This is a genomic window from Streptomyces sp. NPDC031497 (assembly GCF_055580905.1).
In genome coordinates, this window is sequence record NZ_JBVIKO010000026.1 from 68049 (window position 1) to 91522 (window position 23474).

At 71.5% G+C, this 23474-nt stretch carries 22 protein-coding genes; 11 read left to right on the forward strand and 11 right to left on the reverse strand.

Features of this window, described 5'->3' with window-relative positions:
- Positions 1-28 precede the first annotated feature (28 nt).
- Positions 29-1684 carry a threonine/serine exporter family protein gene (locus ACZ5K7_RS38410; RefSeq protein WP_468921310.1) on the forward strand — a complete coding sequence of 552 codons (1656 nt, stop codon included), beginning with the start codon at positions 29-31 and terminating at the stop codon, positions 1682-1684.
- A 137-nt stretch (positions 1685-1821) separates the two neighbouring features.
- Here ACZ5K7_RS38410 and ACZ5K7_RS38415 read toward each other — a convergent pair whose 3' ends face one another.
- Positions 1822-2784, reverse strand: coding sequence for a DedA family protein (locus ACZ5K7_RS38415; protein WP_468921451.1), 963 nt, complete (start codon positions 2782-2784; stop codon positions 1822-1824).
- Positions 2785-2925: 141 nt separating this feature from the next.
- Here ACZ5K7_RS38415 and ACZ5K7_RS38420 point away from each other — a divergent pair, with 141 nt between their 5' ends.
- Positions 2926-3300, forward strand: coding sequence for a YbjQ family protein (locus ACZ5K7_RS38420; RefSeq protein ID WP_351712102.1), 375 nt, complete (start codon positions 2926-2928; stop codon positions 3298-3300).
- An 82-nt stretch (positions 3301-3382) separates the two neighbouring features.
- Here the strand turns inward: ACZ5K7_RS38420 and ACZ5K7_RS38425 are convergent, their stop codons facing one another.
- Entirely contained in the window at positions 3383-4144 is a 762-nt protein-coding gene (locus ACZ5K7_RS38425; protein ID WP_468921315.1) for a MerR family transcriptional regulator, read from the reverse strand.
- A gap of 129 nt (positions 4145-4273) precedes the next feature.
- Between ACZ5K7_RS38425 and ACZ5K7_RS38430 the strand changes: the two genes are divergently transcribed.
- Both ACZ5K7_RS38430 and ACZ5K7_RS38435 read left to right on the forward strand, forming a co-directional pair.
- On the forward strand, positions 4274-5560 hold the full coding sequence (locus ACZ5K7_RS38430) for an ion channel protein (protein WP_351712098.1): 1287 nt from the start codon (positions 4274-4276) through the stop codon (positions 5558-5560).
- A 47-nt stretch (positions 5561-5607) separates the two neighbouring features.
- Positions 5608-7017: a glutamate decarboxylase gene (locus ACZ5K7_RS38435; RefSeq protein WP_468921318.1), complete on the forward strand. Its 1410-nt coding sequence runs from the start codon at positions 5608-5610 to the stop codon at positions 7015-7017.
- 20 nt (positions 7018-7037) lie between these two features.
- Here the strand turns inward: ACZ5K7_RS38435 and ACZ5K7_RS38440 are convergent, their stop codons facing one another.
- The 3 genes from ACZ5K7_RS38440 to ACZ5K7_RS38450 form a co-directional block, all read right to left on the reverse strand.
- Positions 7038-7577 carry a DinB family protein gene (locus ACZ5K7_RS38440; protein WP_468921321.1) on the reverse strand — a complete coding sequence of 180 codons (540 nt, stop codon included), beginning with the start codon at positions 7575-7577 and terminating at the stop codon, positions 7038-7040.
- Between the two features lie 289 nt (positions 7578-7866).
- Positions 7867-9327 (reverse strand): aldehyde dehydrogenase family protein, encoded by a 1461-nt coding sequence (locus tag ACZ5K7_RS38445; protein WP_351712092.1) that lies wholly within the window; start codon positions 9325-9327, stop codon positions 7867-7869.
- Positions 9328-9494: 167 nt separating this feature from the next.
- Positions 9495-10319, reverse strand: coding sequence for a helix-turn-helix domain-containing protein (locus ACZ5K7_RS38450; RefSeq protein ID WP_351712228.1), 825 nt, complete (start codon positions 10317-10319; stop codon positions 9495-9497).
- 333 nt (positions 10320-10652) lie between these two features.
- Between ACZ5K7_RS38450 and ACZ5K7_RS38455 the strand changes: the two genes are divergently transcribed.
- On the forward strand, positions 10653-11153 hold the full coding sequence (locus ACZ5K7_RS38455) for an ATP-binding protein (protein ID WP_468921325.1): 501 nt from the start codon (positions 10653-10655) through the stop codon (positions 11151-11153).
- A 90-nt stretch (positions 11154-11243) separates the two neighbouring features.
- On the opposite strand, the gene ACZ5K7_RS38460 is transcribed toward ACZ5K7_RS38455, so the two are convergent.
- From ACZ5K7_RS38460 to rpmG, 4 genes are all read right to left on the reverse strand, one after another.
- The gene (locus ACZ5K7_RS38460) at positions 11244-11513 is read right to left on the reverse strand and encodes a DUF397 domain-containing protein (RefSeq protein ID WP_351712088.1); all 270 of its coding nucleotides are present in this window, start codon (positions 11511-11513) and stop codon (positions 11244-11246) included.
- Positions 11514-12172: 659 nt separating this feature from the next.
- The gene (locus ACZ5K7_RS38465) at positions 12173-13384 is read right to left on the reverse strand and encodes a CobW family GTP-binding protein (protein WP_468921329.1); all 1212 of its coding nucleotides are present in this window, start codon (positions 13382-13384) and stop codon (positions 12173-12175) included.
- Positions 13384-13635, reverse strand: a complete 252-nt coding sequence (locus tag ACZ5K7_RS38470) for a type B 50S ribosomal protein L31 (RefSeq protein WP_351712084.1) — start codon at positions 13633-13635, stop codon at positions 13384-13386. The genes ACZ5K7_RS38465 and ACZ5K7_RS38470 overlap by 1 nt, the downstream gene beginning before the upstream one ends.
- A gap of 9 nt (positions 13636-13644) precedes the next feature.
- Complete coding sequence (gene rpmG, locus ACZ5K7_RS38475; RefSeq protein WP_351712082.1) at positions 13645-13809, reverse strand: 50S ribosomal protein L33; 165 nt, start codon at positions 13807-13809, stop codon at positions 13645-13647.
- A gap of 62 nt (positions 13810-13871) precedes the next feature.
- Here rpmG and rpmB point away from each other — a divergent pair, with 62 nt between their 5' ends.
- The 4 genes from rpmB (at position 13872) to ACZ5K7_RS38495 (ending at position 15854) form a co-directional block, all read left to right on the forward strand.
- On the forward strand, positions 13872-14108 hold the full coding sequence (rpmB, locus tag ACZ5K7_RS38480; protein WP_351747271.1) for a 50S ribosomal protein L28: 237 nt from the start codon (positions 13872-13874) through the stop codon (positions 14106-14108).
- 18 nt (positions 14109-14126) lie between these two features.
- Positions 14127-14432: a 30S ribosomal protein S14 gene (rpsN, locus tag ACZ5K7_RS38485; RefSeq protein ID WP_468921333.1), complete on the forward strand. Its 306-nt coding sequence runs from the start codon at positions 14127-14129 to the stop codon at positions 14430-14432.
- Positions 14433-14581: 149 nt separating this feature from the next.
- A complete protein-coding gene (locus ACZ5K7_RS38490) occupies positions 14582-15166 on the forward strand; it encodes a hypothetical protein (RefSeq protein ID WP_468921336.1) in 585 nt (194 codons plus the stop codon).
- A gap of 172 nt (positions 15167-15338) precedes the next feature.
- Complete coding sequence (locus ACZ5K7_RS38495; protein WP_351712076.1) at positions 15339-15854, forward strand: DUF4232 domain-containing protein; 516 nt, start codon at positions 15339-15341, stop codon at positions 15852-15854.
- Between the two features lie 153 nt (positions 15855-16007).
- Here the strand turns inward: ACZ5K7_RS38495 and ACZ5K7_RS38500 are convergent, their stop codons facing one another.
- The gene (locus ACZ5K7_RS38500) at positions 16008-17138 is read right to left on the reverse strand and encodes a DUF2786 domain-containing protein (RefSeq protein ID WP_468921339.1); all 1131 of its coding nucleotides are present in this window, start codon (positions 17136-17138) and stop codon (positions 16008-16010) included.
- 197 nt (positions 17139-17335) lie between these two features.
- Here ACZ5K7_RS38500 and ACZ5K7_RS38505 point away from each other — a divergent pair, with 197 nt between their 5' ends.
- A complete protein-coding gene (locus ACZ5K7_RS38505) occupies positions 17336-18139 on the forward strand; it encodes a Clp protease N-terminal domain-containing protein (RefSeq protein ID WP_468921342.1) in 804 nt (267 codons plus the stop codon).
- Positions 18140-18219: 80 nt separating this feature from the next.
- Entirely contained in the window at positions 18220-19908 is a 1689-nt protein-coding gene (locus ACZ5K7_RS38510; RefSeq protein ID WP_468921345.1) for a bifunctional 3'-5' exonuclease/DNA polymerase, read from the forward strand.
- Here ACZ5K7_RS38510 and ACZ5K7_RS38515 read toward each other — a convergent pair whose 3' ends face one another.
- Positions 19909-23253, reverse strand: coding sequence for an AfsR/SARP family transcriptional regulator (locus ACZ5K7_RS38515; protein WP_468921348.1), 3345 nt, complete (start codon positions 23251-23253; stop codon positions 19909-19911).
- Between the last annotated feature and the right edge of the window lie 221 nt (positions 23254-23474).

The window sequence follows — 23474 nt, forward strand, 5'->3', positions numbered from 1 at the left end:
AGTTGTCGTTCCAGGGAGCGTTACGACGGTGACGGAGGAGGACGACCGCAAGCCCCGGTCGGACGAGGCGCGGTACGACCCGGAGATCACGTCCGAGTTCGCCCTTCCGGCGGGCATCGCGGTCCCCGAGGCCGGCGTCGAGCCCGAGACCACGTCCGAGTTCGTGGTGCCGAAGGGGCTGGCGACGTCGCAGCCGGTGCCCGGCGAGCCGGAGGGCTCGGCGTTCACCATGCCGAGCACCTTCAGCGCCTACGACGCTCCGGCCGCCTTCACGCCCGCCTCCGGGTTCCCCACGGTCAGTCTCGTCAAGGACGCGCCGTGGCAGGACCGGATGCGCACGATGCTGCGCATGCCGGTGGCCGAGCGGCCGGCGCCGGAGCCGGTGCAGAAGGCCGAGGAGGGCGGGCCAGCCGTTCCGCGCGTGCTCGACCTGACGCTGCGTATCGGGGAGTTGCTGCTGGCGGGCGGCGAGGGCGCGGAGGACGTGGAGGCCGCGATGTTCGCGGTCTGCCGGTCGTACGGGCTCGACCGCTGCGAGCCTGGCGTCACCTTCACGCTGCTGGCGATCTCCTACCAGCCCTCGCTGGTCGACGACCCGGTGACGGCGTCCCGGACGGTACGGCGGCGCGGAACCGACTACACGCGGCTGGCCGCCGTCTTCCGGCTCGTGGACGACCTCACCGACCCCGAGACCCATGTCTCCCTGGAGGAGGCCTACCGGCGGCTCGCGGAGATCCGCCGCAACCGGCACCCGTACCCCGGCTGGGCGCTGACCGGTGCGAGCGGGCTGCTCGCCGGGGCCGCCTCGGTGCTCGTCGGCGGTGACTACCTGGTGTTCGTGGCGGCCGCGATCGGCGCGATGCTCGGCGACCGGCTGGCGTGGCTGTGCGCGGGGCGGGGGCTGCCGGAGTTCTACCAGTTCATGATCGCCGCGATGCCGCCGGCCGCGATCGGGGTGGCGTTCGCGCTCGCCCACGTCGACGTCGCGGCGTCCGCCGTCGTCACCGGTGGACTGTTCGCGCTGCTGCCCGGGCGGGCCCTCGTCGCGGGCGTACAGGACGGGCTCACCGGCTTCTACATCACCGCCTCCGCGCGCCTGCTGGAGGTCATGTACTTCTTCGTCGGCATCGTCATCGGGGTGCTGACGATCCTGTACTTCGGCGTGAAGCTGGGCGGCCGGCTCAACCCCGACGCGACGCTGATCGGCTCCCAGCGGCCGCTGCTGCAGATCGCCGCGTCGATGGTGCTGTCGCTGACCTTCGCGGTGCTGCTCCAGCAGGAACGATCCACCGTGCTGGCCGTGACCCTCAACGGCGGTGTGGCGTGGTGCGTCTACGGCGCGATGCACTACGCCGGGGATATCTCGCCGGTCGCCTCCACGGCCGCGGCGGCCGGGCTGGTGGGGCTGTTCGGACAGCTGCTGTCGCGGTACCGGTTCGCTTCCGCGTTGCCCTACACGACCGCGGCGATCGGGCCGTTGCTGCCGGGGTCGGCGACCTACTTCGGGCTGCTGTCGATGGCCCAGAACGAGGTCGACAAGGGGCTGGTGTCGCTGGCCAAGGCGGCGTCGCTCGCCATGGCCATCGCCATCGGGGTCAATCTGGGGTCGGAGATCTCGCGGTTGGGGCTGCGGGTGGGTTCTGCGGGGAAGCGGCGGGCCGCGAAGCGGACGCGGGGGTTCTGAGCGCGTCAGTTTGAGCGGCGCGGTCTGAGCGGCGCGGTCTGAGCGCCTCGGGAGGGGCACATCGGTCCGTGCGCGACCGCAGGTCGTGGGGGTTGATCGCGCGGTTCCCCGCGCCCCCAGAAAGCGGGTGTTGCCGCTTACGGTGCTTGGTAGTGGTCCTCGCTGTACGGGTACTGCTGCTGGCCGTAGCCGTTCTGGCTGTAGCCGTTGTCGCCGTAATACGGCTGCTGCTGGTACGGCTGCTGCGGTTGGCCGTACTGCGGCTGCTGCTGCTGCGGCTGGCCGTACTGCTGCTGCGGCTGCGGTTGGCCGTACTGCTGCTGCGGAGGCTGCTGCCGGCCGTACTGCTGCTGGGGCTGCTGCTGGGGCTGCTGCTGGGGCTGGCCGTACGTCGGGTCGATCCTGCGGAGCTGGGTCGTCGCGTCGTCCATCATCGGCGGGGCAGGGTGCTGCGGGAGCGGCTGCTCCGTCGGCGTCGCCTTCCTGCTCTTCGAGCGGGCCCGCAGGAACTCGATGATGATCGGGACCACCGAGACGAGGACGATCAGGATCAGGATCGCCTCGATGTTGTTCTTGACGACGTCGATCTTGCCGAGCCAGGAGCCGAGCAGGGTGACACCGGCGCCCCAGAGGACACCGCCGATGACGTTGAACACCAGGAACGAGCGGTAGGCCATGCCGCTGACGCCGGCGATGATCGGCGTGAACGTGCGGATCACCGGCACGAAGCGGGCCAGGATCAGGGACTTCGGGCCGTGCTTCTCGAAGAACTCGTGCGCCTTGGCGATGTTCTCCTGCTTGAAGAGGCGGGAGTTCGGGCGGTTGAAGAGCGACGGGCCGACCTTCTTGCCGAACATGTAGCCCGCCTGGTCGCCGAGGATCGCGGCGACGCAGATCAGCGCGACGGCGGCCCACAGGGGGAAGTCCAGCTGGTTCGAGGTGATCAGCAGGCCGCAGGTGAACAGGAGGGAGTCACCCGGCAGGAAGAAGCCGATCAGAAGGCCGGACTCGGCGAAGACCACCAGGAGCAGGCCCCAGATGCCGAACGAGTCGAGAAGTTGGTTCGGATCCAGCCAGCTCGGGCCGAGGGCGAGCGTCATCACGGTTCCGGGCTCCTGTGGGGTGAGGGCACTGCGGGTTCCTTGTGCGGCCGCACAAAGCTATCAACGCAATGTGTCCACCCCAGGTTCCACCGATGGATCCAGGATGCACTGTGCCCGCCCTGGGGAATAGCTGTGGACATGGGAATCGAGGAATACGGCGGCGGTCAGGGGCCCCAGCCCGATGTGCTGGTGGTCACCACGAACGACGTTCCCGGGTACCGGGTGCGGGAGGTCATCGGCGAGGTCTTCGGGCTGACCGTGCGCTCCCGGCACCTGGGCAGTCAGATCGGCGCGGGTCTGAAGTCGATGATCGGCGGTGAGCTGAAGGGGCTGACGAAGACGCTCGTCCAGACCCGCACGCAGGCGATGGAGCGGCTGGTGGAACAGGCACGCGCGCGTGGCGCCAACGCCGTGCTGGCCTTCCGGTTCGACGTGACCGAGGCGGCGGACGCGGGGACCGAGGTGTGCGCGTACGGCACGGCCGTCGTCCTCGACAAGCTCGACCAGGCCTAGCTGGGCCAGATGGGCCCAGGCGGGCCTGGACAGGCGCAGACAGGCGTAGGCGGGGCCCAGACGGGCCCGGCCGGCCGCCGGGTCACGGCGTGTGCCGGGCCGCGTTCGCCTCGATAGCCCCCTTCAGGTGTTCGGCCAGGCCCGGGGCCATCGAGTCGTAGAACGCCTTGAAGCGCTCGTCGGACACGTACATCCCGGCGAGACAGCGGTGCATCTCGTACGGGCAGTCGTAGAACCAGGCCGAGATGTGCCGCCGGTGCTCCTCGGCCATGTCCATGGCCCGCGCGCCGGTCGGCGGCTCGGCCTGGTTCACCAGGGCGGCGTAGCGCTCGCCCCAGTCGTCGGCTTCGGCCTTCATGCGCTGCCAGTCGGCCTTGGTGTAGCGGGCGGCCCGGCGCTGCGACTCGGCGTAGGCGTCGGTGCCGCCCCAGCGCTGCTCGGCCTCGTCGGCGTACTGCTCGGGGTCCTTGTCGCCGAAGACCTCGAAGCGTTCCTCGGGCGTGAGGTTGATGCCCATTCTGCGTGCCTCCATGGCGTGCTCCACGGCCTCGGCCATCTTCCGCAGCTTCTCGATCCGGGCGGTCAGCAGTTCGTGCCGGCGGCTCAGCCGCGCGCGCGGGTCCGCTTCCGGGTCGTCGAGCAGGGCCGCGACCTCCTCCAGCGGGAAGCCGAGCTCCCGGTAGAACAGGACCCGCTGCAGCCGGTCGAGGTCGGCGTCGCCGTACCGCCGGTGTCCGGCGGGGCTGCGCTCGCCCGGGACCAGCAGGCCGATCTCGTCGTAGTGGTGCAGGGTGCGCACGGTGACCCCGGCGAATCGGGCGACCTGTCCTACGGAGTAGCTCACTTCCGCTCCTTTCCGCGCTCCACCTTGGGTCCTCACGTCACGTGAGGTGCAAGTCCGTTGGGTTCGGGGCCTCCCGGCGGCCGTGCACTCCAGGATGTTGTGTCCGTTTCGCCCGCTTATGGTGAGGCCGTGGCCCAGGACACCGCGCGGCAGGCGCTCCCCACCCCGCCCTCGGCCCCCGCGCGTGCCCTGCTGCCGCTGATCCTGCCCGCCCTGGTCGTCGGGGTCGGCAGCAGCCTGCTGTACCTGGTGGTGAGCTCGCTGGCGGAGCGGTTGCAGCACGTGCTCTGGAACAACCTGCCGGACGCGCTCGGCATCGGGCGGTACTCGGTGCTGTGGATGCTGGTGATGCTGACCGCGACCGGTGTCGCGGTCGGGCTGGTGGTGTGGAAGGTGCCCGGGCACGCGGGGCCCGATCCGGCCACCCTCGGTCTGGAGGCGGTGGCGCTGCCTCCCGTCGTCCTGCCGGGGCTGCTGCTGGCGACCGTTCTGATGCTGGCGGGCGGGCCGAGTCTCGGCCCCGAGAACCCGATCATCGCCGTGAACGTGGGGCTGGCGCTGTGGCTGGGACGCCTCGCGATGCCCCGGATGCCGGGGTCGCTGTGGCCCGCGCTGGCCGACGCGGCGACCCTCGGCGCGCTGTTCGGCACGCCGGTGGCGGCGGCCCTGGTGATCTCCGAGGCACTGGCCGGGAAGCCGCTGAAGGGAGCGCTCTGGGACAACCTCTTCGGGCCGCTGATGGCCGCGGGCGCGGGAGCGATGACGACGGCCCTGGTGGCCCGTCCGGCCCTGGACCTCGGGCTGCCCGCGGTCGGGCGGCTGCGCTGGGCCGATCTGCTGACGGCCCTGGTGATCGCCCCCGTGGCCGCGCTGCTCGGCATGCTCGCCGTCTACGCCTTCCCGTACGCCCATGGGGCCTTCCGGCGCCTCGGGCACCCCATGGTGGCTCTTCCGGCCGGCGGTGTGGTTCTGGGCCTCCTGGGCGCGCTGGGCGGCCATCTGACGCTCTTCAAGGGGCTGGACGAGGTCGCGGAGCTGGCGAAGGACCCGGAGGGCTGGTCGGCCGGGCAGTTCGCGGTGATGGCGGTCGTCAAACTGGCCGCGCTGCTGGTGGCCGCCGCCTGTGGTTTCCGCGGTGGCCGGATCTTTCCGTCGGTTTTCATCGGCGCGGCCCTCGGGCTGTGCGCCCACGCCCTGGTGCCCGCCGTCCAGCCCTCGGTGGGCGTGGCGGCAGGTGTGCTGGGCATGCTGTTGGCGATCACCAGACAGGGCTGGGTGAGCCTGTTCACGGCCGCCGTGCTCGTGGCCTCGCCGACGATCCTCGCCCTGCTGTGCATCGCGTCGCTGCCGGCCTGGCTGCTGGTGACCGGACGGCCGAAGATGCAACTGCGGGCGGACGGCACGGCCCTGCGCTGAACTTTCTGAAGCCGAACCTTGTGAAACTGCCCTAGGAGGCACCTGTCATGCCGCTCCACAAAGGATCCGGGAAGCACCGCGAGCGCTCCCTGTCCGTCAACCCGTTCTTCGGTGAGGCGAACCCGGTCGCCGGCATGGCCGAGGCCCCGCCCACACACCGGCTGCCGGACGGCCCGCTGCCGCCCTCGACCGCCTACCAGCTGGTTCACGACGAGCTGATGCTGGACGGCAACGCCCGGCTGAATCTGGCCACGTTCGTCACCACCTGGATGGAACCGCAGGCCGGGGTCCTGATGGCGGAGTGCGACGACAAGAACATGATCGACAAGGACGAGTACCCGCGCACCGCCGAGCTGGAGCAGCGCTGTGTGGCGATGCTCGCCGCACTGTGGAACGCGCCGGACCCGGCCGGCACCATCGGATGTTCGACGACGGGCTCCAGCGAGGCCTGCATGCTGGCCGGGTTGGCGATGAAGCGCCGCTGGACGCAGCGCAACGCCGACCGCTATCCGGGCACCGCCCGGCCGAATCTGATCATGGGCATCAACGTCCAGGTCTGCTGGGAGAAGTTCTGCAACTTCTGGGAGGTGGAACCCCGGTTCGTGCCCATGGACGGCGACCGCTACCACTTGGACCCGCAGGCCGCCGCCGAGCTGTGCGACGAAAACACCATCGGGGTGGTCGCCATCCTCGGCTCCACCTTCGACGGGTCGTACGAGCCGGTCGCCGACCTCTGCGCCGCCCTGGACGCCCTCCAGGAGCGCACCGGGCTCGACATCCCGGTCCATGTCGACGGCGCGTCCGGCGCGATGATCGCGCCCTTCCTGGACGAGGACCTGGTGTGGGACTTCCGTCTGCCGCGGGTGGCGTCGATCAACACCTCGGGGCACAAGTACGGCCTGGTCTACCCGGGCGTCGGCTGGGCGCTGTGGCGCGACAAGGAGGCGCTGCCCGAGGAGCTGGTCTTCCGGGTCAACTACCTGGGCGGCGACATGCCCACCTTCGCCCTCAACTTCTCCCGCCCCGGCGCCCAGGTGGTCGCGCAGTACTACACGTTCCTGCGTCTCGGCCGGGACGGCTACCGCGCGGTGCAGCAGGCCTCCCGGGACGTGGCGACCGGGCTCGCCCAGCGCATCGAGGCGCTCGGCGACTTCCGGCTCCTCACCCGGGGCGACGAACTGCCCGTGTTCGCCTTCACCACCGCCGACCACGTGACGTCGTACGACGTCTTCGACGTCTCCCGGCGGCTGCGGGAGAGCGGCTGGCTGGTGCCGGCGTACACCTTCCCGGCGAACCGGGAGGACCTGTCCGTGCTGCGGGTGGTGTGCCGCAACGGCTTCTCCAAGGACCTGGCCGAGCTGTTCCTGGAGGACCTGACCCGGCTGCTGCCCGAACTGCGCCGGCAGCCGCATCCGTTGACCAGGGACAAGGACGCGGCCACCAGCTTCCACCACTAGAGGCGGCCTAGAGCGGCTAGCTACGAGGCCTGCTCCAGGGCCACGAGTTCGAACGCCGTCTTCCCGTCCAGGGACTCGCGGACGATGTCGGCGTGGCCCGCGTGCCGGGCGAGTTCGCGGATCAGGTGGAGGCAGACCCAGCGCATGGAGACCCGGCCCTCCGGCGGGAACCAGGGCTGGGGCGGGAGCGGGAAGGTGTCGTCGAGGCTGTCGACGGAGCGGATGAACTTCTCCGTCTCGGCGGCGACCTCCTCCCAGTAGGCGAGCTGCGAGGCCACCGTCTCGTCGCCGACCAGCTGGAAGGTCTCGTGCCAGTTCGACTGGTCGCGCTCGATCGCCGGCGGCTCCTGCTTGGCGCGGGCGATCCAGCTCTGCTCGACCTCGGCGACGTGCTTGAGCAGGCCCGACAGGGTCAGCTCGCTGGCGCTGGGCCTGCTGGCCGCCTGCTCGTCGGTCAGGCCGAGCAGTGTCCGGCGGATGCCGCCGCGCTGCTCCTCGATGAAGGAGAGCAGTGCTCCGCGCTCGTCGCCCTGTGCTTCGGGGGAAACGTGAGTGACCATGACCGGCAGCCTTTCCTCGGGTCGTGTCTTGCCCTGACACCGACGAAGCTACGGGCCCTTTAGGACAGATCGCGTCCTAAAGGGCCCGTCGCGGCCGAACTCGTCCGAGGGGGCTAAGGGCCTGTCTGACAATTCCCGTCTGCCTCACGACGCCATGCACGCACTCTCGCCGCACCGGGCGCAGACCCAAGTACGTCCAGTACGAGGGCCTACGCCCGGCACGCCGAGAGCACGCACCTGACGCCGCGAGGCCGCCCTCCGGGCAACGACGGGAATTGTCAGACAGGCCCTAGAACGGGAAGCCGCTCCGGCCGTGCTGGACCGAGATCCACTTCAGGGTGGTGAAGGAGTCCACGGTGGTCTCGCCGTTGAGGCGGCCGAGGCCGGAGTGCTTCTCGCCGCCGAAGGGGACGACCGGCTCGTCGTGGACCGTGCCGTCGTTGACGTGGAACATGCCGGTGTCGATCTGCTTGGCGAAGGAGACGCCCCGCTCGATGTCACCGGTGTGGACCGCGCCGCTGAGGCCGTACGGGGTGTCGTTGACGAGGCGTACGGCCTCCTCCTCGCCGTCGAACGGGATGAGGAAGGCGACCGGGCCGAAGACCTCCTGCCGGAGCAGGTCGGAGTCGGCCGGGACGTCGGTGAGGACCGAGGGCTCGACCAGGTTGTCGGTGGTCGTGCCGTGCAGCAGGGCCGTAGCGCCCTCGGCGATGGCCTGCTCGACCGTGGCCGAGATCGACTCCGCCTGCTGGGAGTTGATCAGCGGGCCGATGACGGTCGCCGGGTCGCTCGGGTCGCCGGTCTTGAGGGTCTTCACCTTGGCGACGAACTTCTCGGTGAACTCGTCGGCGATCGAGCGGTCGACGAGGACGCGGTTGGCGGCCATGCAGACCTGGCCCTGGTGGACGTACCGGCTGAAGACCGCCGCGTCGACCGCGTAGTCGATGTCGGCGTCGTCGAGGACCACGATCGCGCTGTTGCCGCCCAGTTCGAGCACCGAGCGCTTGAAGAGCGAGGCGCAGACGGTGGCCACGTGCCGGCCGACCTTGTCGGAGCCGGTGAAGGAGATGACCTTCGGAATCGGGTGCTCGATGAAGGCGTCGCCGATCTCCGCGATGTCGGTGACGACGACGTTGAGCAGGCCGCCCGGCAGGCCCGCGTCCTCGAAGAGCTTCGCGACCAGGGTGCCGCCGACGATGGGGGTGTTCTGGTGCGGCTTGAGGACCACGGCGTTGCCGAGCGCGAGCGCCGGGGCGACCGACTTGATCGACAGCAGGAAGGGGAAGTTGAAGGGGCTGATCACGCCCACGACACCGACCGGTACCCGGTAGACGCGGTTTTCCTTGCCGTCCACCGGTGAGGGCAGGATCCTGCCCTCGGGACGCAGCGACCACTGGATCGACTCGCGCAGGAACTCCTTGGCGAGGTGGAGCTCGAAGGCGGCTTTCAGACGGGTGCCGCCAAGCTCGGCGATGATCGCCTCGGAGATCTCCTGCTCACGCTCCTCGATGAGGCGCAGGGCCTTCTCGAAGACGGCACGGCGGGCGTAGGGATTGGTGGCGGCCCACTGCTTCTGGGCGCGCGCGGCGGCCTGGTAGGCCTGATCTATCTCCTCGACCGCGGCTATGGTGATCGACGCGAGCTTCTCCCCGTCGTACGGGTTGAAGTCGATGATGTCCCAGGAGCCGGTCCCCGGGCGCCACTCACCGTCGATGTACTGCTGGGCCAGGTCGGTGAAATAGGACGACATGTGATCCCTCGATCCCCTGCTGCGTCGGCAGTCGATGCAGACACCCGATCCACATCCACATCACGGTCTGATCACGCGTCATCGTACTTGCGTGACAGGGGAGTTGGGACACCAGTTCGGCGATCTTCCGGCAGGGTCGAGGGTAATCCCCCGGTGCGTCGATATATCTACGACAGCTGGAGCAGCCCGCGCAGCAGATCCCGGCTCTCGTCCGGTCCGGGGCTGTCCTGCTGGAGCTCCTTGAGCGCCTGCTCGTACTGGGCGACGTCCTCGCGCTTGTCGAGGTAGAGGGCGCTGGTGAGCTGCTCCAGGTAGACCACGTCGGACAGGTCGGACTCCGGGAAGCTCAGGATCGTGAAGGAGCCGCCCTCACCGGAGTGGCCGCCGAAGCTGAACGGCATGATCTGGAGCCGTACGTTGGACCGTTCGGAGATCTCGACGAGGTGCTGGAGCTGACCCCGCATCACCTCGCGGCTGCCGTAGGGCCGGCGCAGGGCGGCCTCGTCGAGGACGATATGGAAGTCGGGGGCGTTTTCGGCCACGAGGTACTTCTGCCGCTCCATGCGCAGGGTGACCCGGCGCTCGACATCGTCCTCGCTGGCCCCCTTCATGCCGCGCCGCACCACGGCGCGCGCGTACTCCTCGGTCTGGAGGAGGCCGTGCACGAACTGCACCTCGTACGCGCGGATCAGATGTGCCGCGCCCTCCAGGCCGACATAGGTGGGGAACCAGCTCGGCAGGACGTCCGAGTAGCTGTGCCACCAGCCCGCCACGTTGGCCTCCCGGGCGAGGGAGACGAGCTGTTCGCGCTCGGCCTCGTCGGTGATGCCGTACAGCGTCAGCAGGTCTTCCACGTCCCTCGTCTTGAAGCTCACCCGACCCAGCTCCATACGGCTGATCTTCGATTCGGAGGCACGGATCGAGTACCCCGCGGCCTCGCGGGTGATGCCCCGGGCCTCACGCAGCCGCCTGAGTTGCGAGCCGAGCAGCATTCGCCGCACCACCGATCCGGGCTCTCCCGCGCTCACGTTCGCCAGCCTCCCCAACCGTCTTCAGGGCCCGCAGTCTGCCACTAAAACACTTCGAGCAGTACTCGTCCGGTTACGGAAACGGCAAGCGGCCAAAGTTTATGCACAGGAAGTTGCAAGCAGGTAGTGAGCCATCGGCTGCAAGTTGGCGGAAAAAATGGCCAACAAGCGGTACGGGAGGGTCCAATTCGGTCGCGTGCACGTGCATCTGCCCTTGCATCTGCTGTGCGCATCCGAAACCATGGTCCCGCGCCACCGCTGCATCGCAACGACCGCGAATTCCCGGGAGTGCCTCGCATGGGGACGAATGGATCGACCATGCTCAAGCCATTACGGCAGGGCCTTCCGCCGCTTGATCCCGCGGCCGTGTCCAACGCCGCCTCCTGCGCCCTGCCGGCCCGCTACGAAGCGGTGCGCGAGGCCCGGCTGTTCACCCGGAGAACGCTCGACCAGTGGGACGTCGGCGAGCGCTTCGACGACGTCTGCCTCGTCGTCTCGGAGCTTGTCACCAACGCCCTGCGGCATGCGGTGCCCGGCGAGTCCGAGCACTCCGTCGCGCCGCAGGCGCCGGCCGTGCGGCTGCACCTGATGCGGTGGACCGAGCGGCTGGTGTGCGCGGTGCGCGACCCGAGCCACGGCACCCCCGTCCCCGGAGACTCCGACGACTCCTCGGCGGAGTCCGGACGTGGGCTCTTCCTGGTCGACTCCTTCAGTGACAGCTGGGGCTGGCACCCGCTGGCGGGCACCCTCAGCGGCAAGGTCGTATGGGCCCTGTTCCGGCTCCCGTCCCCCGAATAGGAAACCCGGCGTCTTCGGACGCCGGGTTTCTACGCGCGTTACCGTGCGCGCTGCTACGAATGCGCCGGGTTTCTGCCGATGCGCCCGGCCTCAGCTCACTATCAGGTGATCGAACTCGCCGTCCTTGACGCCGAGGAGCATCGCCTCGATCTCCGCGCGGGTGTAGACGAGCGCGGGCCCGTCCGGGAAGCGCGAGTTGCGGACCGCCACGTCACCGCCCGGCAACCGCGCGAACTCGACGCAGGAACCCTGCGAGTTGCTGTGCCTGCTCTTCTGCCAGGCCACTCCGTCCAGCTGCGTCGCAGCCATGCCGTTGTACACGTCAAACCCCCCGTACACGCCGTCAACGTCGAGGTCCACAGGTCGCTCCCCGGTGGTGCACTAACTGGCTGATGTGGCCATTGATGCTGTGGTCAACTGACCCGGATCATAACCCTGTTCACGTGCAGATGCATGAGCAGATGCACGTGCACGCGGGGTGTTCCTCCGGTTACAGCTTTGACGACCGCTTTACCCAAGCTGTTCCAGCGTCTGCCCCAGACCTGCGCAGACATGCGACCGCCAGCCCGTCCATGATCTTGCGCGCCACCATCTGCGCCGGGTCCTCCGGATCGAACCCCTCATGTACTAGGAAGAGACGCGTACCGCGGCCCTGGTGTTCCAACGTCCGTGTGATGGTCCGGTGAGCGAGATCGGCCGGATCGGGATCGGGCCACCGGACGGAGAGCATCCACTCCGGGTCGTCGGCGGGAAACCGCAGGTCGACGAGGTCGCAGAGGGTGTCAGGACGCGTGGACCGACGTCATCCGGTACCGGTGACCTGGCCTCAGGACGGAAGTTCACGGCCCCCTGCATCTGCCGCTGCACGAGCGGATCGGGCCCCGCGGGGGCTCGCCAGACCTTCACGGGCGGATACGGAAGGAACCGGTCCACACGGATAGTAGGTCACGTCCGCCTGGACCTGCGGGTCGGGCCGGTTCTTCACCGGCTCGCGACCGGTCGTGCGGGGCAGAGCGGGGTCAGACCTCCAGGAGGGTGTCGAAGGCGGGCGGCAGCCGTTTCCAGGCGGCGCGCCCGCCGGCGTACTCGGCGTCGGTCAGCAGGCAGGACTCCAGCAGCCGTTCGAGCCCGTCGCGGTCCAGGCCGGGGGACGTGAAGACGAGGTGCTGGCAGCAGTCGCCGTGCTCCGGGTGCCAGTCCAGCGCGGCGGCGGCCCGGCGTACCGGGGGGACCAGCTCCCAGGCCGCCTCCGGGAGGGCGGCGAGCCAGGGCCCCGCGCTCTCCACGCACAGGGCGCCGCCCGCCGCGTCCCAGTGCAGCAGCACGTCGGGCTTCTCGGCGAGCCAGAACCGGCCCCGGCTGCGGGCGGCCGCACAGGTCAGGTCCTCCAGGGCCGCGTACAGCCGCTCGGGGTGGAAGGGGCGCCTGCGGTGCCAGACCAGGGTGGTGACACCGTGGCCGTCGGCCTCGGCGGGCAGCAGGGCGCAGGCCGGGTGCTGGGCGGCGGCGGCCGCCTCCACGTCGAAGCCGGCGAGGGCGGCCCGGGCCAGCGGGGTGTCCGGCCCGGGGCCCGCCGAGTCCCCCGGGTTGCCGCCCGGCAGGAGGACTCGGCGGGCTGTCGGGGGGCCGCCCGGGAGGGGGAGCCGGCGGGCGGTGGGGTGGAGCTGCGCGAGCAGCTCGCGGTCCTCGTCGTCGGCCTCCGGGGAGTCGACGACGGCGAGGACAGGGGCGTACTCCAGCTGCCGGGCGAAGGTGTCGGCGACCGTACGCCGGTCGGTGGCGGCCGCGGCCAGGCCGGTGTCGGCGAGGTCGTCGCCGTTGCCGAGGTACGGCAGCAGCAGCGCCGGGTCGACGGCGGTGATCACACCGGTGACCGTGAGCCCGCCCGCGACGATCACCTCGGCCATCGCCTTGGGCTCGACGGAGTCCCACAGCTCGACGATCGCGAGCCGGTTGACGCCGTCGGCGGCGAGCCGACGCAGTTCGGGCACCAGGTCCTCGCGCAGGGCACAGCAGGCACAGTCGTCGACCGGGGGCGTCTCGGCGGTGGACAGCAGGCCGGTGGCGTCCCGGACGGTGCGTACGACCATGCCCTCGGCGGCCGTCGAGAGGTCGTGGTGGAGGACGACCGCGCCGGGGACGTCGGCGAGCAGCCGGGTGACCGCCTGCCTGCGGGCGTCGGCGTGCAGCCCGCCGACGATCACGACGGGGAGCGGGGAGGCGGGGAGCATCAGCCCTGCCGCCTTCCGTACCGCCGCTCGAAGCGCTCCACGCGCCCGGCGGTGTCCAGGACGCGGGCGGTGCCGGTGTAGAAGGGGTGGCTGACGTTCGAGATCTCGACGTCGACCACCGGGTAGGTCCGGCCGTCCTCCCACTCGATCGTCTTCTCGCTCGTCATCGTCGAGCGGGTGAGGAAGGCGTGGTTCGCGGCGCGGTCACGGAACACGACCGGGCCGTAGGAGGGGTGGATTCCCTTGCGCATGGCGGCGGTTCAGCGCTCCTCTCGGAAGTCGACGTGCCGGCCGGCGGCCGGGTCGAACTTGCGCAGGGTCATACGGTCCGGGTCGTTCCGGCGGTTCTTGCGGGTCACGTAGGTGTAGCCGGTCCCTGCGGTGGACCGGAGCCTGATGACCGGACGGAGTTCGTTGCGTGCCATGGCTGCCATTACTGAAAATGAATCCCATTAGCACTAATTTCCAGGACGAGAGGTACGTCACCATGTCCGCGCACTGCATGCTGACCGGCGCCCGGCCCGGCTTCGGCAACCGGATCTCGCACTCCCACCGGCGGACCTCCCGCCGCTTCGACCCCAACATCCAGACCAGGCGCTACTGGCTGCCGGACGAGAACCGGCACGTACGGCTCCGGCTGAGCGCCCGTGCCGTGAAGACGGTCGACACGATCGGCGTGGCGGCGGCCGTGGCGCGCATCCGCGCGCGGGGCGTGAAGGTCTGACGGGGGCGAGGCACCGATATGGCGAAGAAGAGCAAGATCGCGAAGAACGAGCGGCGGCGGGAGACCGTCGCCCGCCACGCCGCCCGCCGGGCCGAACTGAAGGAGATCCTCCGGCGGCCGGCCGGCACCGCGGCCGAGCGGCTCGCCGCCGGGCGTGAGCTGCGCGGGCAGCCGCGCGACGCGAGCGCCACGCGCGTACGCAACCGCGACCAGGTGGACGGCCGCCCGCGCGGCTACTTCCGCGCTTTCGGTCTGTCCCGCGTGAATCTGCGGGAGCAGGCTCACAGCGGATACCTACCTGGCGTCCGTAAATCCTCCTGGTGACTGCTGGTAGCTTGCCGCTGTCGTTCGGGCGAACGGGCGGCCGACCCCTGGAGCTTGGGAGCGTTGCGGTGACCACGGCTATGGCGAGTACGGCTACGACGCACACGGAGACAGCGGCGGCTTCGGCCGCGACCGCTGCCGCGGCGCACATGGAAACGGCTTCCGCCGGGGCCTCGGCCGCGGCGCGTGGGGCATCGGCCGCGGCGCGTCGGGAAGCGGCCGCGACGGTCGCATCGGCCGCGCGGCCGACCGCGCGGATCGTGGCCGCCGCCGCGGCGGCGCTGGTGGGCGCACTCGGGCTGGCCGCGTGCAGCAGCGGCGGCGACTCAGGCGGCTCCGGCGACTCCTCGGCCACCTCGTCGGGCACGTCCGCGGCCGCGACGGCCACGTCCGGATCGGACGGCGCCACGGCCTCGTCCGACGCTCTGCAGGGCAGTTGGATCACCACGAGCGGTGGCAAGATCGTCGCCCTTGTGATCACCGGAAAGCAGGCCGGACTCTTCGAGACCGGCGGGTCCGTGTGCAGCGGAACCGCCGGCGAGGAGGCCGGGATGCGGATGATCCACCTCACCTGCACGGGCGGCAGCAAGGACCGGGTCACCGGAATGGTCGACTCGGTCAGCAAGAGCGGCATGAACGTCACCTGGTCCGGTAAATCCGGCGAGGAGACCTACACCAAGGCGGAGGGCGGCAAGCTGCCGTCCGGGCTGCCGACGGCAAGCCTTGGTCAGTAGGACTAATAGGGGCAATAGGGGCGCATCCGGCGGCTGGGGCGTACTTCCAACGACCCGCGCCGACCGGTGGAAGTACGGCGCAAAGCGGTCGAGGGCGGGGGCGGGCGCGCGGGACCCCGGCGGGGGCGTGATGATGCTGGGACACCGCCACGACCTCGATGGGGATCTGCTCATGCGCGCCATTCCGCTTACCGTCACAGCCCTCGCCGCCGCCCTCGCCCTGACCGCCTGCGACGACGGCAACGCCGGCACCAGCGGCAAGAACAGCACGGCCTGCGAGGTCGGCAAGGTCTCCGTCCAGGTCGGCTCCGCGAGCGTCGCGCCGGCCGCGGGGGACACCGGCGAGGTGCCGGTGTCCATCACGAACCAGAGCGCACCGTGCACGCTGGACGGTTTCGCCGGTGTCACGCTCAAGGCGGGCGGCACGTCGGCGACGCTGACCACCCTGTCGGGCGCGAAGTCCGAGAAGCTCAAGCTCGCCAAGGGCGACTCCGCGACGTTCTCGATCAGTTACGTGCGCGGCAAGGACGGCGACAAGGCGAGCCTCGCGGCCACGTCGGTGACGGTGTCCCTGCCGGGGAGCGACGCGACTGAAAGCTTCCCCTGGAAGTACGGCCCGGTGGCCGGCAAGGGCTCCGCGGACAAGCCGGACGCGACGGTGGGGGCGTTCCAGCAGGCAGGGGACTGAATTCCTGGCGGGCGGCCGGACCGGGCTGGGCTGGCCGGACGGGTTGGGCCGGGTTGGACCGAGCCGGACCGGGTTGGACTGGCCGGACTGCTGAGCCGGGCCGGGCTGGACCGGACCGGGCCGGACTGAGCCGGGCCGGGCCGCTCGCTGGGCCTAGGGCAGTGGGGAGCGTGAGTGGACCTGGGCCCGGTCCGCCGCTCTCGTGCCCTCCGTCCAGCCCGCCTCGTCGGTCACCCCGCGCAGGCGGGTCGTGGTGGTCTCCGGGAACATCCGCTCCATGCGGTCGGTCACGGCCATCTCTCTGGTGGCCAGGACCGGCAGCAGGTCCTGGGGTGCCTCCGTCTCGGTGACGGCCGCCCGCGCGGCGGCCGCCAGCCGGTCACCGACCCGGTGGGCGTACGCCGCCAGGAAGGACTGCCGGAAGGTCTTCGTCCGCTTCCGGCCGCCCCTCCTCTGCGCCGCCTCCGCCTTCGTCATCGCGTGCGTGGCCTGCACCAGCAGGGAGGTGTAGAGCAGCTCGACCGCCTCCAGGTCCGCCTCGAAGCCGACGACCGTGGAGAAGGCCAGCGGCTCGTTCCACACCGCCCGGCAGTGGTTGGCCGTGGCGACCGCGTCCAGCAGCACCGCCTTGGCCTGCTCGTACGGCGGCTCGACCCCGATCCGGCAGGCTCCGGGCGCGTCCGGTGCGGGCGCCCCCGCCGCGAGCAGCGCCTCGTCGACGCTGTGCCGGGCCATCAGCTCCTGCGCCTTGGCACTGAGCGCCTCCGCCTCCTCCGGGAAGCCGGTCGCCTCGGCCTTGGCGAGCAGCGCGCGGATCCGGGTGAGCATGCGGGACTCCGGCCGGTGCGTGGCCGCGCGGGGCCCGGACTCGTCGAGGGGCTCAAGGGTGGGCAGCCGCAGCAGCAGCCGGTACAGCTCCAGGACGGCGGTGGCGTACGAGAAACGGTCGCCCACGCGTGCGTGGGCGACCGGCAGCGCGTCCAACTGCGCCTGCCAGCGGGGGCCGCGCTGCCGGTCGTCCGGCACCTGCGCCCGGATCAGCCCGGCGGCCAGCCGGACGTGCGGGTCGTCCAGCTCGCGCCGCACCAGTCGTACGACGTCGGCGGGCTGCCAGCCGCGCCGCCAGGCCGCCGCGACGAACTCCCGGCCCCGGCGCGTCAGTTCCGCGTCCGCGCCGGAATCGGCCGCGAGGAGGGACGCGCCCGTGTCGAGGCCGGAGTCGGTGCCGTCGTACAGGGCGCTCTGGAAGGCTCGGTCGACGGTGGTGGGCTGGCTGCTGGTCACACATCGATCGTGCCACGTGCCACCGACAGCACCGGACGGTCGTCCACACCCTGTGGACAACTGTCCGACGGCCCGCCGCCCCAGGCCCCGGAATCCGCTCGGACGCGCGCGTGACGGTGCGATGCGCGGTCGGCACCATGCACCACAGGTGTCAACCGAAGGTTGACATCCCCAGGGTGTCAACTTACGGTTGACACATGGCGACCAACCCGAACATCACGGCATCCGTCCGCCTCGACGACCTCATCGCGGCGATCAAGACGGTTCACCCCGAACCCCTCGACCAGCTCCAGGACGCGGTGCTCGCCGCCGATCACCTGGGCGACGTGGCCGACCATCTGATCGGCCACTTCGTCGACCAGGCCCGACGCTCGGGCGCGTCCTGGACCGAGATCGGCAAGAGCATGGGCGTGACCCGGCAGGCGGCCCAGAAGCGCTTCGTGCCCAAGGAGTCGGCCGACCTCGACCCCAGCCAGGGCTTCAGCCGCTACACCCCCCGCGCGAAGAACGTGGTCATGGCGGCCCACAACGAGGCGATCGCGGCACGCAACCCTGAGGGCCGCCCCGAGCACCTGGTCCTCGGCCTCCTCTCCGAGCCGGACGGCATCGCGGCGAAGGCGATCGTCGCGCAGGGCGTCCTGCTGGACACCGTGCGCCAGGCCGCGACGGCCGCGCTCCCGCCGGCCGCCGAGAACGTCCCCGACCTCGTCCCCTACGGCCCGGAGGCCAAGAAGGCCCTCGAACTCACCTTCCGCGAGGCCCTACGTCTCGGCCACAACTACATCGGCACCGAACACCTGCTGCTGGCCCTCCTGGAACACGAGAACGGGGAGGGCGTCCTCAGCGAACTGGGCATCACCAAGCCCGCGACCGAGGAGTACATGCGCAAGGTGCTGGGACTGCTGCTGGAGCAGAAGAACGCGGCGGCGGAGGCCGCGGGCGCGGCGGCGGAGGCGGGCGGGCCGAAGGACGGCGAGGCGAAGGAGGGCGAGGCGGGCTGAAAAGTCCGTCGAGACGCAGAATCTCCAGGCCAGAACCCCAGGTCAGGACCATTGTCAGTGCCGGGTGCCACACTCGCAGCATGACCGACCGGTGGGCTCTCGCTCCGGCCGAGGACGGTGGCGTGGATGTCGCCCCCCTCGGTCCGGACGGGCTGCCCGCCGGGCCGGTGCGGCGGGAGTCCGATCTCGCCGGGGCGGTCAGGGGCCGCCCGGAGGTCACGCGCTGGGTGTGGCGGTCGACCGCCGACGTCTACCCGCGTCTGCTCGCCACGGGGGTGCGAGTAGAGCGGTGCTACGACATCGAGGACGCCGAGACACTCCTGCTGGGCCACGAGGGACGGTCCGGTGAGCCGCGTTCGGCCGCCGCCGCCCTGGCCCGCCTCCGCGGCGGCCCCGTACCACCCGATCCACCACAGCGCTCGGCCGAACCGGGCGCGCAGTCCCCGCTGTTCGAGCCTCAGGGCACCGCCCGCCTGACGCTCGACGAACTCCTCGCGGTCTACGCCGAGCAGCAGCGCCGGCACGACCGGACCGAGCACCCGGAGCGGATGCGGCTGCTGACGGCCGCGGAGTCGGCGGGGATGCTGATCGCCGCCGAGATGAACCGCGCGGGCCTGCCCTGGAGCGCCGAGGTCCACCGCGAGGTGCTGCGCGAACTGCTCGGCGAGCGGTACGCGGGCGGCGGTGAGCCCCGCCGGCTGGCCGAGCTGGCGGACGAGGTGTCGGCCGCGTTCGGCAGGCGGGTGCGCCCGGATCTGCCCGCCGATGTGATCAAGGCCTTCGCCCAGGCCGGGATCAAGGTGAAGTCCACCCGCCGCTGGGAGCTCTCCGGCATCGACCATCCGGCGGTGGAACCGCTCCTCGCCTACAAGAAGCTGTACCGGATCTGGGTGGCGCACGGCTGGACCTGGCTCCAGGACTGGGTGCGCGACGGCCGGTTCCGGCCCGAGTTCCAGGCGGGCGGCACGGTCACCGGGCGCTGGGTGACCAACGGCGGGGGCGCGCTGCAGATCCCCAAGGTGATCCGGCGGGCCGCGGTCGCCGACCCCGGCTGGCGGCTGGTGGTCGCCGACGCCGACCAGATGGAGCCGCGGGTGCTCGCGGCGATCTCCCGGGACCCCGGGCTGATGGAGGTCGCGGGGCGGGAGACCGACCTGTACCAGTCCGTCTCCGACCGCGCCTTCTCCGGCGACCGCGGACAGGCCAAGCTCGCCGTGCTGGGCGCGGTCTACGGCCAGACCTCCGGCGACGGCCTGAAGAACCTGGCCGCGCTCAGACGCCGTTTCCCCCGGGCGGTGGCCTACGTCGACGACGCGGCGCGGGCCGGCGAGGAGGGCCGGCTCGTGCGGACCTGGCTGGGCCGGACCTGTCCGCCGGCGGCCGGTGCGGGCGACGGCACGGAGGAGGCGGGCATGCCCCAGCAGGAAGCGGAGGAGCCCGCGGCCGACGGCTGGGTACCGGGCTACGCGTCCACCAACTCCCGGGCCAGAGGCCGCTTCGCCCGCAACTTCGTCGTCCAGGGCAGCGCCGCCGACTGGGCTCTGCTGATGCTCGCCGCGCTGCGCCGGACCTGTGCGGACCTGGCGGCCGAGCTGGTCTTCTTCCAGCACGACGAGGTGATCGTGCACTGTCCCGAGGAGGAGACCGAGGTGGTCGTGGCGGCGATCCGGGAGGCGGCCGACCTGGCGGGACGGCTGACGTTCGGGGAGACGCCGGTCCGCTTTCCGTTCACGACCGCGGTGGTGGAGTGCTATGCCGACGCGAAGTGATCAGTCACCGGCCGCCAGCAGCTCGCGCAGCTCCACGAGGACGTCGGGCTCGTCGGTGCCGTCCAGGGCGGCCAGGGCCGCGCGCCAGACGTCGTGCGCCTCGTTCGTGCGCCCCTGCTCGCGCAGGAGCAGACCGAGCTGGTGGCGGGCGAGACCGCCGCTGTAGCGGTCGGCGCGGGCGTCGGCGCGGTGCAGGAGTTCGGCGCACTCGTGGTGGGCGCGGTCGGTGCGGCCGAGTTCGCGCAGGGCACGGACCAGACCGAGCCGGGTCTGGGACTCGCCGTGCCAGTCGCCGTGGCGGCCGAGGATGCGCAGGCTCTCCTCGAAGTGCGGGGCGGCGGCCGCCGGTTCGCCGAGGGCGAGGTGGGCGTAGCCGATGTTGCAGTGCGCCGAGTGCTGGACGATGACGGCGCCGATGGCGTCCCCGATCGCCAGTGAGCGCCGGTGCTGCTCGATGGCGGCGCGGGGGTCGGTGTGCTCGTAGAGATTGCCGAGGTGGCTGTGGGTGACGGCCTCGCCGTAGGGGTCGTTCAGCTGCCGGGAGTACTCCAGGCTCTGCCGCAGCGCCTCGCCCGACTCGTCGTACCGTCCGAGCCCCTCAAGGAGCAGCCCCCGGTTGTTCAGGCAGCGCCGGATCCAGGACACCACGTCCAGCCGCCGCCAGACGGCGAGGGCCTGGTCGGTCAGGGCGAGGGCCTCCCGCTGGCGGCCGGTCAGGAAGTGCAGCCCGGCGAGGTCGCCCAGGGCGTAGGCCTCGGCGGGCTCGTCGCCCAGACGCCGGGCGGCGGCCAGACCGGCCGTGCCGAGCACCTCCATCTCGGCGACCCGGCCGCTGCGCAGGACGTAGGGGAAGAGCAGCCGGACGAGCGTGGAGAGGTGGGCGCTGATCCGCGGGTCGGCGGTGTCGGCGTACCGCTCCACCAGGGCGACGATGTTCTCCAGCTCCAGATCGCCCCAGGCGAAGGCATGTTCGGCACACTCGAAGGGGGGCAAGGCGGCGGAGTACGGCTGGTGTTCGGCGGGCTGGGCGGTGGTGGGCCGGAGCCGGTCGCCCTGTTCGAAGCCGGGTTCGAGGATGGCGACGAGGGCGAGTTCGGCGACGGCGGCGAACCAGCGCAGGGCGGTGAGTGCGGACTCGGTGCGGTCGGGCCGGCCGGTCCCCTCGGCCAGCTCCCGTGCGAAGTCCCGTACCAGGTCGTGCGGGGTGTAGCGGCCGTAGGCGGTCTCCTCCAGGAGAGCCACGTCGACCAGCCGGTCCAGGGCGGCCTCGGCGCGGCGTGCGTCGGTGCCGGTGAGGCGGGCGATCAGGGGTGCGCCGTAGGTGGGCAGGTCGAGGGCGCCGATGTGGCACAGGGCGAGGGCGGCGTCGCGGTCGGGTGACCGGTCGGAGGCGGCGAGGGCGTCATGGGCGACGGCGAGGGAGCGCCGGACGCTCAGGTCGTCGTATTCGAGGTGCTGCAACCTGCCCTCGGTGGCGGCGAGTTGACCGGCCAGCACCTCGGGGGTGAGGGCGCGGCGGGCGGCCAGCCGGGCGGCGACCACCCGCAGGGCGAGCGGCAGTCGGCCGGTGAGGCCGACGAGCGGGTGACCGGCGTCGATCTCGTCCCGCCCGCTGACCGTGCGCAGCAGGGCCGCGCTGTCCTCGCCGGTCAGCGGTCCGAGCGGAAACCGGCGGGCGCCGTCGAGCGCAGTGAGCGGCGAACGGCTGGTGACAATCACCGCGCAGCCGGGGCCGCCGGGGAGCAGCGGCCGTACCTGGGCGGCGTTCGCGGCGTCGTCGAACAGCAGCAGGGTGCGGGTCGGCGCGAGCAGGGAGCGCAGCAACGCAGCGGCCGCGTCCGGGTGTTCGGCGATGTGCCGGGGGTCGGCGCCGAGGTCCCGCAGCAACGCGACGAGCGCCTGGGCGGGGGCGAGCGGGGGCACGCCAGGGGTCGCGCCGTGCAGGTTGACGTAGAGCTGACCGTCAGGGAAACGTTCCCGCAGCTGATGGGCGACATGCAGGGCGAGGGCGCTCTTGCCGACACCGGCCATCCCGCTGACGACGGCGACGGCCGGGGCGGGCCCGGTGGTGAGCGCACTGCCCAGTTCTTCCCGGACGGCGGTGCGTCCGGTGAAGTAGGCGGGGGGCGGGGGAAGTTGAGCGGGCCGGGGCGCCGGGGAGTCGCCGCGCGTAGAACCGGGACCGGCGGGCTGCTCCTCATCCGGACCATACCCCGCACCGGCGTCAGCGCCCTCGCCTGCCGACCGACGGTCCGCCGACGCGCCGGTCAGAGACGCGGGCCGACCGTCCACCGACGTGCCGGTCAGAGACGCGGGCCGACCGTCCACCGACACGCCCGGCGGGGACGCAGGTCGACCGTCTGCCGACGCGCCCGGCAGAGACGCGGGCCGACCGTCCGCCAACGCGCCCGGCAGGGGCGCGGGGAACCGCGCGACCAGCCACGACGCTCCCGCACCCGCCTCACCACCCTCACGCGCCTCCTCACCCGGCATGACCTCGCCCGGCACCCGCGCGTCCAGCCCACCTCTGTCGGCCGCATCGGCGCCTCGCACGCCCTCGTACGACCCGCCGCCGGTCTCCCTCATCCCGCCGCTCCCCCGCAGCACCTCCACATGGGCCTCGCGTACCGACGCCCCCGGCTCGACGCCGAGTTCCTCGATCAGGCGGTTGCGCAGGTCGCGGTGGACGGCGAGGGCCTCGGCCTGGCGGCCGGTGCGGTGGAGGGCGAGCATCAGCTGGCGGTGGTACGCCTCACGCAGCGGGTACTCCGCGACGAGCGCCGCCAACTCGGGTACGACGCCGCCCAGTCGCGGCCCGCCGAGGGCGAGCTCCGCGTCGTAGCGCCATTCCAGCAGGAGCAGCCGGGCCTCCTCCAGGCGCTGCACGAAGGCGTAGCCGCCGAAGTCGGCGGAGAGGCCGCAGAGCGGACTGCCGCGCCAGAGCGCGAGCGCCTCGGCGCACGCGCTCAGCACCGGCGCCCACTCCTGGCGCCCGTGCGCCGTGCGCGCCCGCGCCACCCGCGTGTCGAACACGTCGACGTCCAGCTCACCGTCGTCGACGCGCAGCAGATAACCGGGCGGTACGGCGCGCAGCCGCTCCGGGTCGTCGAGGAGACGGCGCAGCCGGGTGACGTGGTTGTGCAGCGAGGCCTGCGCGGACACCGGGGGCGCCCCGCCCCACAGCGCCTCCTTGACCGACCCGACGGAGACGACCCGCCCGGCATCCAGGAGCAGCGCGGCCAGCAGGGCGCGCACCTTGGGGCTGCCGATGGGCCGGACCTCACCGCAGGGGAGATACAGCACCGGCGGTCCCAGCAGTCCGAACCGCAGCTCGTACCGCCGCATCACTCCGCCCATCACCTTCCCGCACGGTCGTGGCCGACCGCGCCGCACGGCGGGGATGCCCGCCGGTACCCGGCTCCTGGCGGAATCCGATCCCGTCGAGGACGAGTTCCCGCCACCTTCTCCGTGCCGTCGGGGCCGGAATCCGCAGGGTTTCCGGCCTGTTCCCGGAGTCGTACGACGCCTTCACGCCAACCGGCCGGCGACCTCCGGGAGAACCGCTG

Bases quoted from the DNA above. Each gene is read 5' to 3' on its own strand.
- ACZ5K7_RS38415 (WP_468921451.1), bottom strand. From the start codon at position 2,784: ATGACGCTCGCCCTCGGCCCGAGCTGGCTGGATCCGAACCAACTTCTC.
- ACZ5K7_RS38420 (WP_351712102.1), top strand. From the start codon at position 2,926: ATGGGAATCGAGGAATACGGCGGCGGTCAGGGGCCCCAGCCCGATGTG.
- ACZ5K7_RS38435 (WP_468921318.1), top strand. From the start codon at position 5,608: ATGCCGCTCCACAAAGGATCCGGGAAGCACCGCGAGCGCTCCCTGTCC.
- ACZ5K7_RS38440 (WP_468921321.1), bottom strand. From the start codon at position 7,577: ATGGTCACTCACGTTTCCCCCGAAGCACAGGGCGACGAGCGCGGAGCA.
- ACZ5K7_RS38445 (WP_351712092.1), bottom strand. From the start codon at position 9,327: ATGTCGTCCTATTTCACCGACCTGGCCCAGCAGTACATCGACGGTGAG.
- ACZ5K7_RS38450 (WP_351712228.1), bottom strand. From the start codon at position 10,319: ATGCTGCTCGGCTCGCAACTCAGGCGGCTGCGTGAGGCCCGGGGCATC.
- ACZ5K7_RS38455 (WP_468921325.1), top strand. From the start codon at position 10,653: ATGGGGACGAATGGATCGACCATGCTCAAGCCATTACGGCAGGGCCTT.
- ACZ5K7_RS38465 (WP_468921329.1), bottom strand. From the start codon at position 13,384: ATGCTCCCCGCCTCCCCGCTCCCCGTCGTGATCGTCGGCGGGCTGCAC.
- ACZ5K7_RS38470 (WP_351712084.1), bottom strand. From the start codon at position 13,635: ATGCGCAAGGGAATCCACCCCTCCTACGGCCCGGTCGTGTTCCGTGAC.
- rpmG (WP_351712082.1), bottom strand. From the start codon at position 13,809: ATGGCACGCAACGAACTCCGTCCGGTCATCAGGCTCCGGTCCACCGCA.
- rpmB (WP_351747271.1), top strand. From the start codon at position 13,872: ATGTCCGCGCACTGCATGCTGACCGGCGCCCGGCCCGGCTTCGGCAAC.
- rpsN (WP_468921333.1), top strand. From the start codon at position 14,127: ATGGCGAAGAAGAGCAAGATCGCGAAGAACGAGCGGCGGCGGGAGACC.
- ACZ5K7_RS38490 (WP_468921336.1), top strand. From the start codon at position 14,582: ATGGAAACGGCTTCCGCCGGGGCCTCGGCCGCGGCGCGTGGGGCATCG.
- ACZ5K7_RS38495 (WP_351712076.1), top strand. From the start codon at position 15,339: ATGCGCGCCATTCCGCTTACCGTCACAGCCCTCGCCGCCGCCCTCGCC.
- ACZ5K7_RS38505 (WP_468921342.1), top strand. From the start codon at position 17,336: ATGGCGACCAACCCGAACATCACGGCATCCGTCCGCCTCGACGACCTC.
- ACZ5K7_RS38510 (WP_468921345.1), top strand. From the start codon at position 18,220: ATGACCGACCGGTGGGCTCTCGCTCCGGCCGAGGACGGTGGCGTGGAT.
- ACZ5K7_RS38515 (WP_468921348.1), bottom strand. From the start codon at position 23,253: ATGCGGCGGTACGAGCTGCGGTTCGGACTGCTGGGACCGCCGGTGCTG.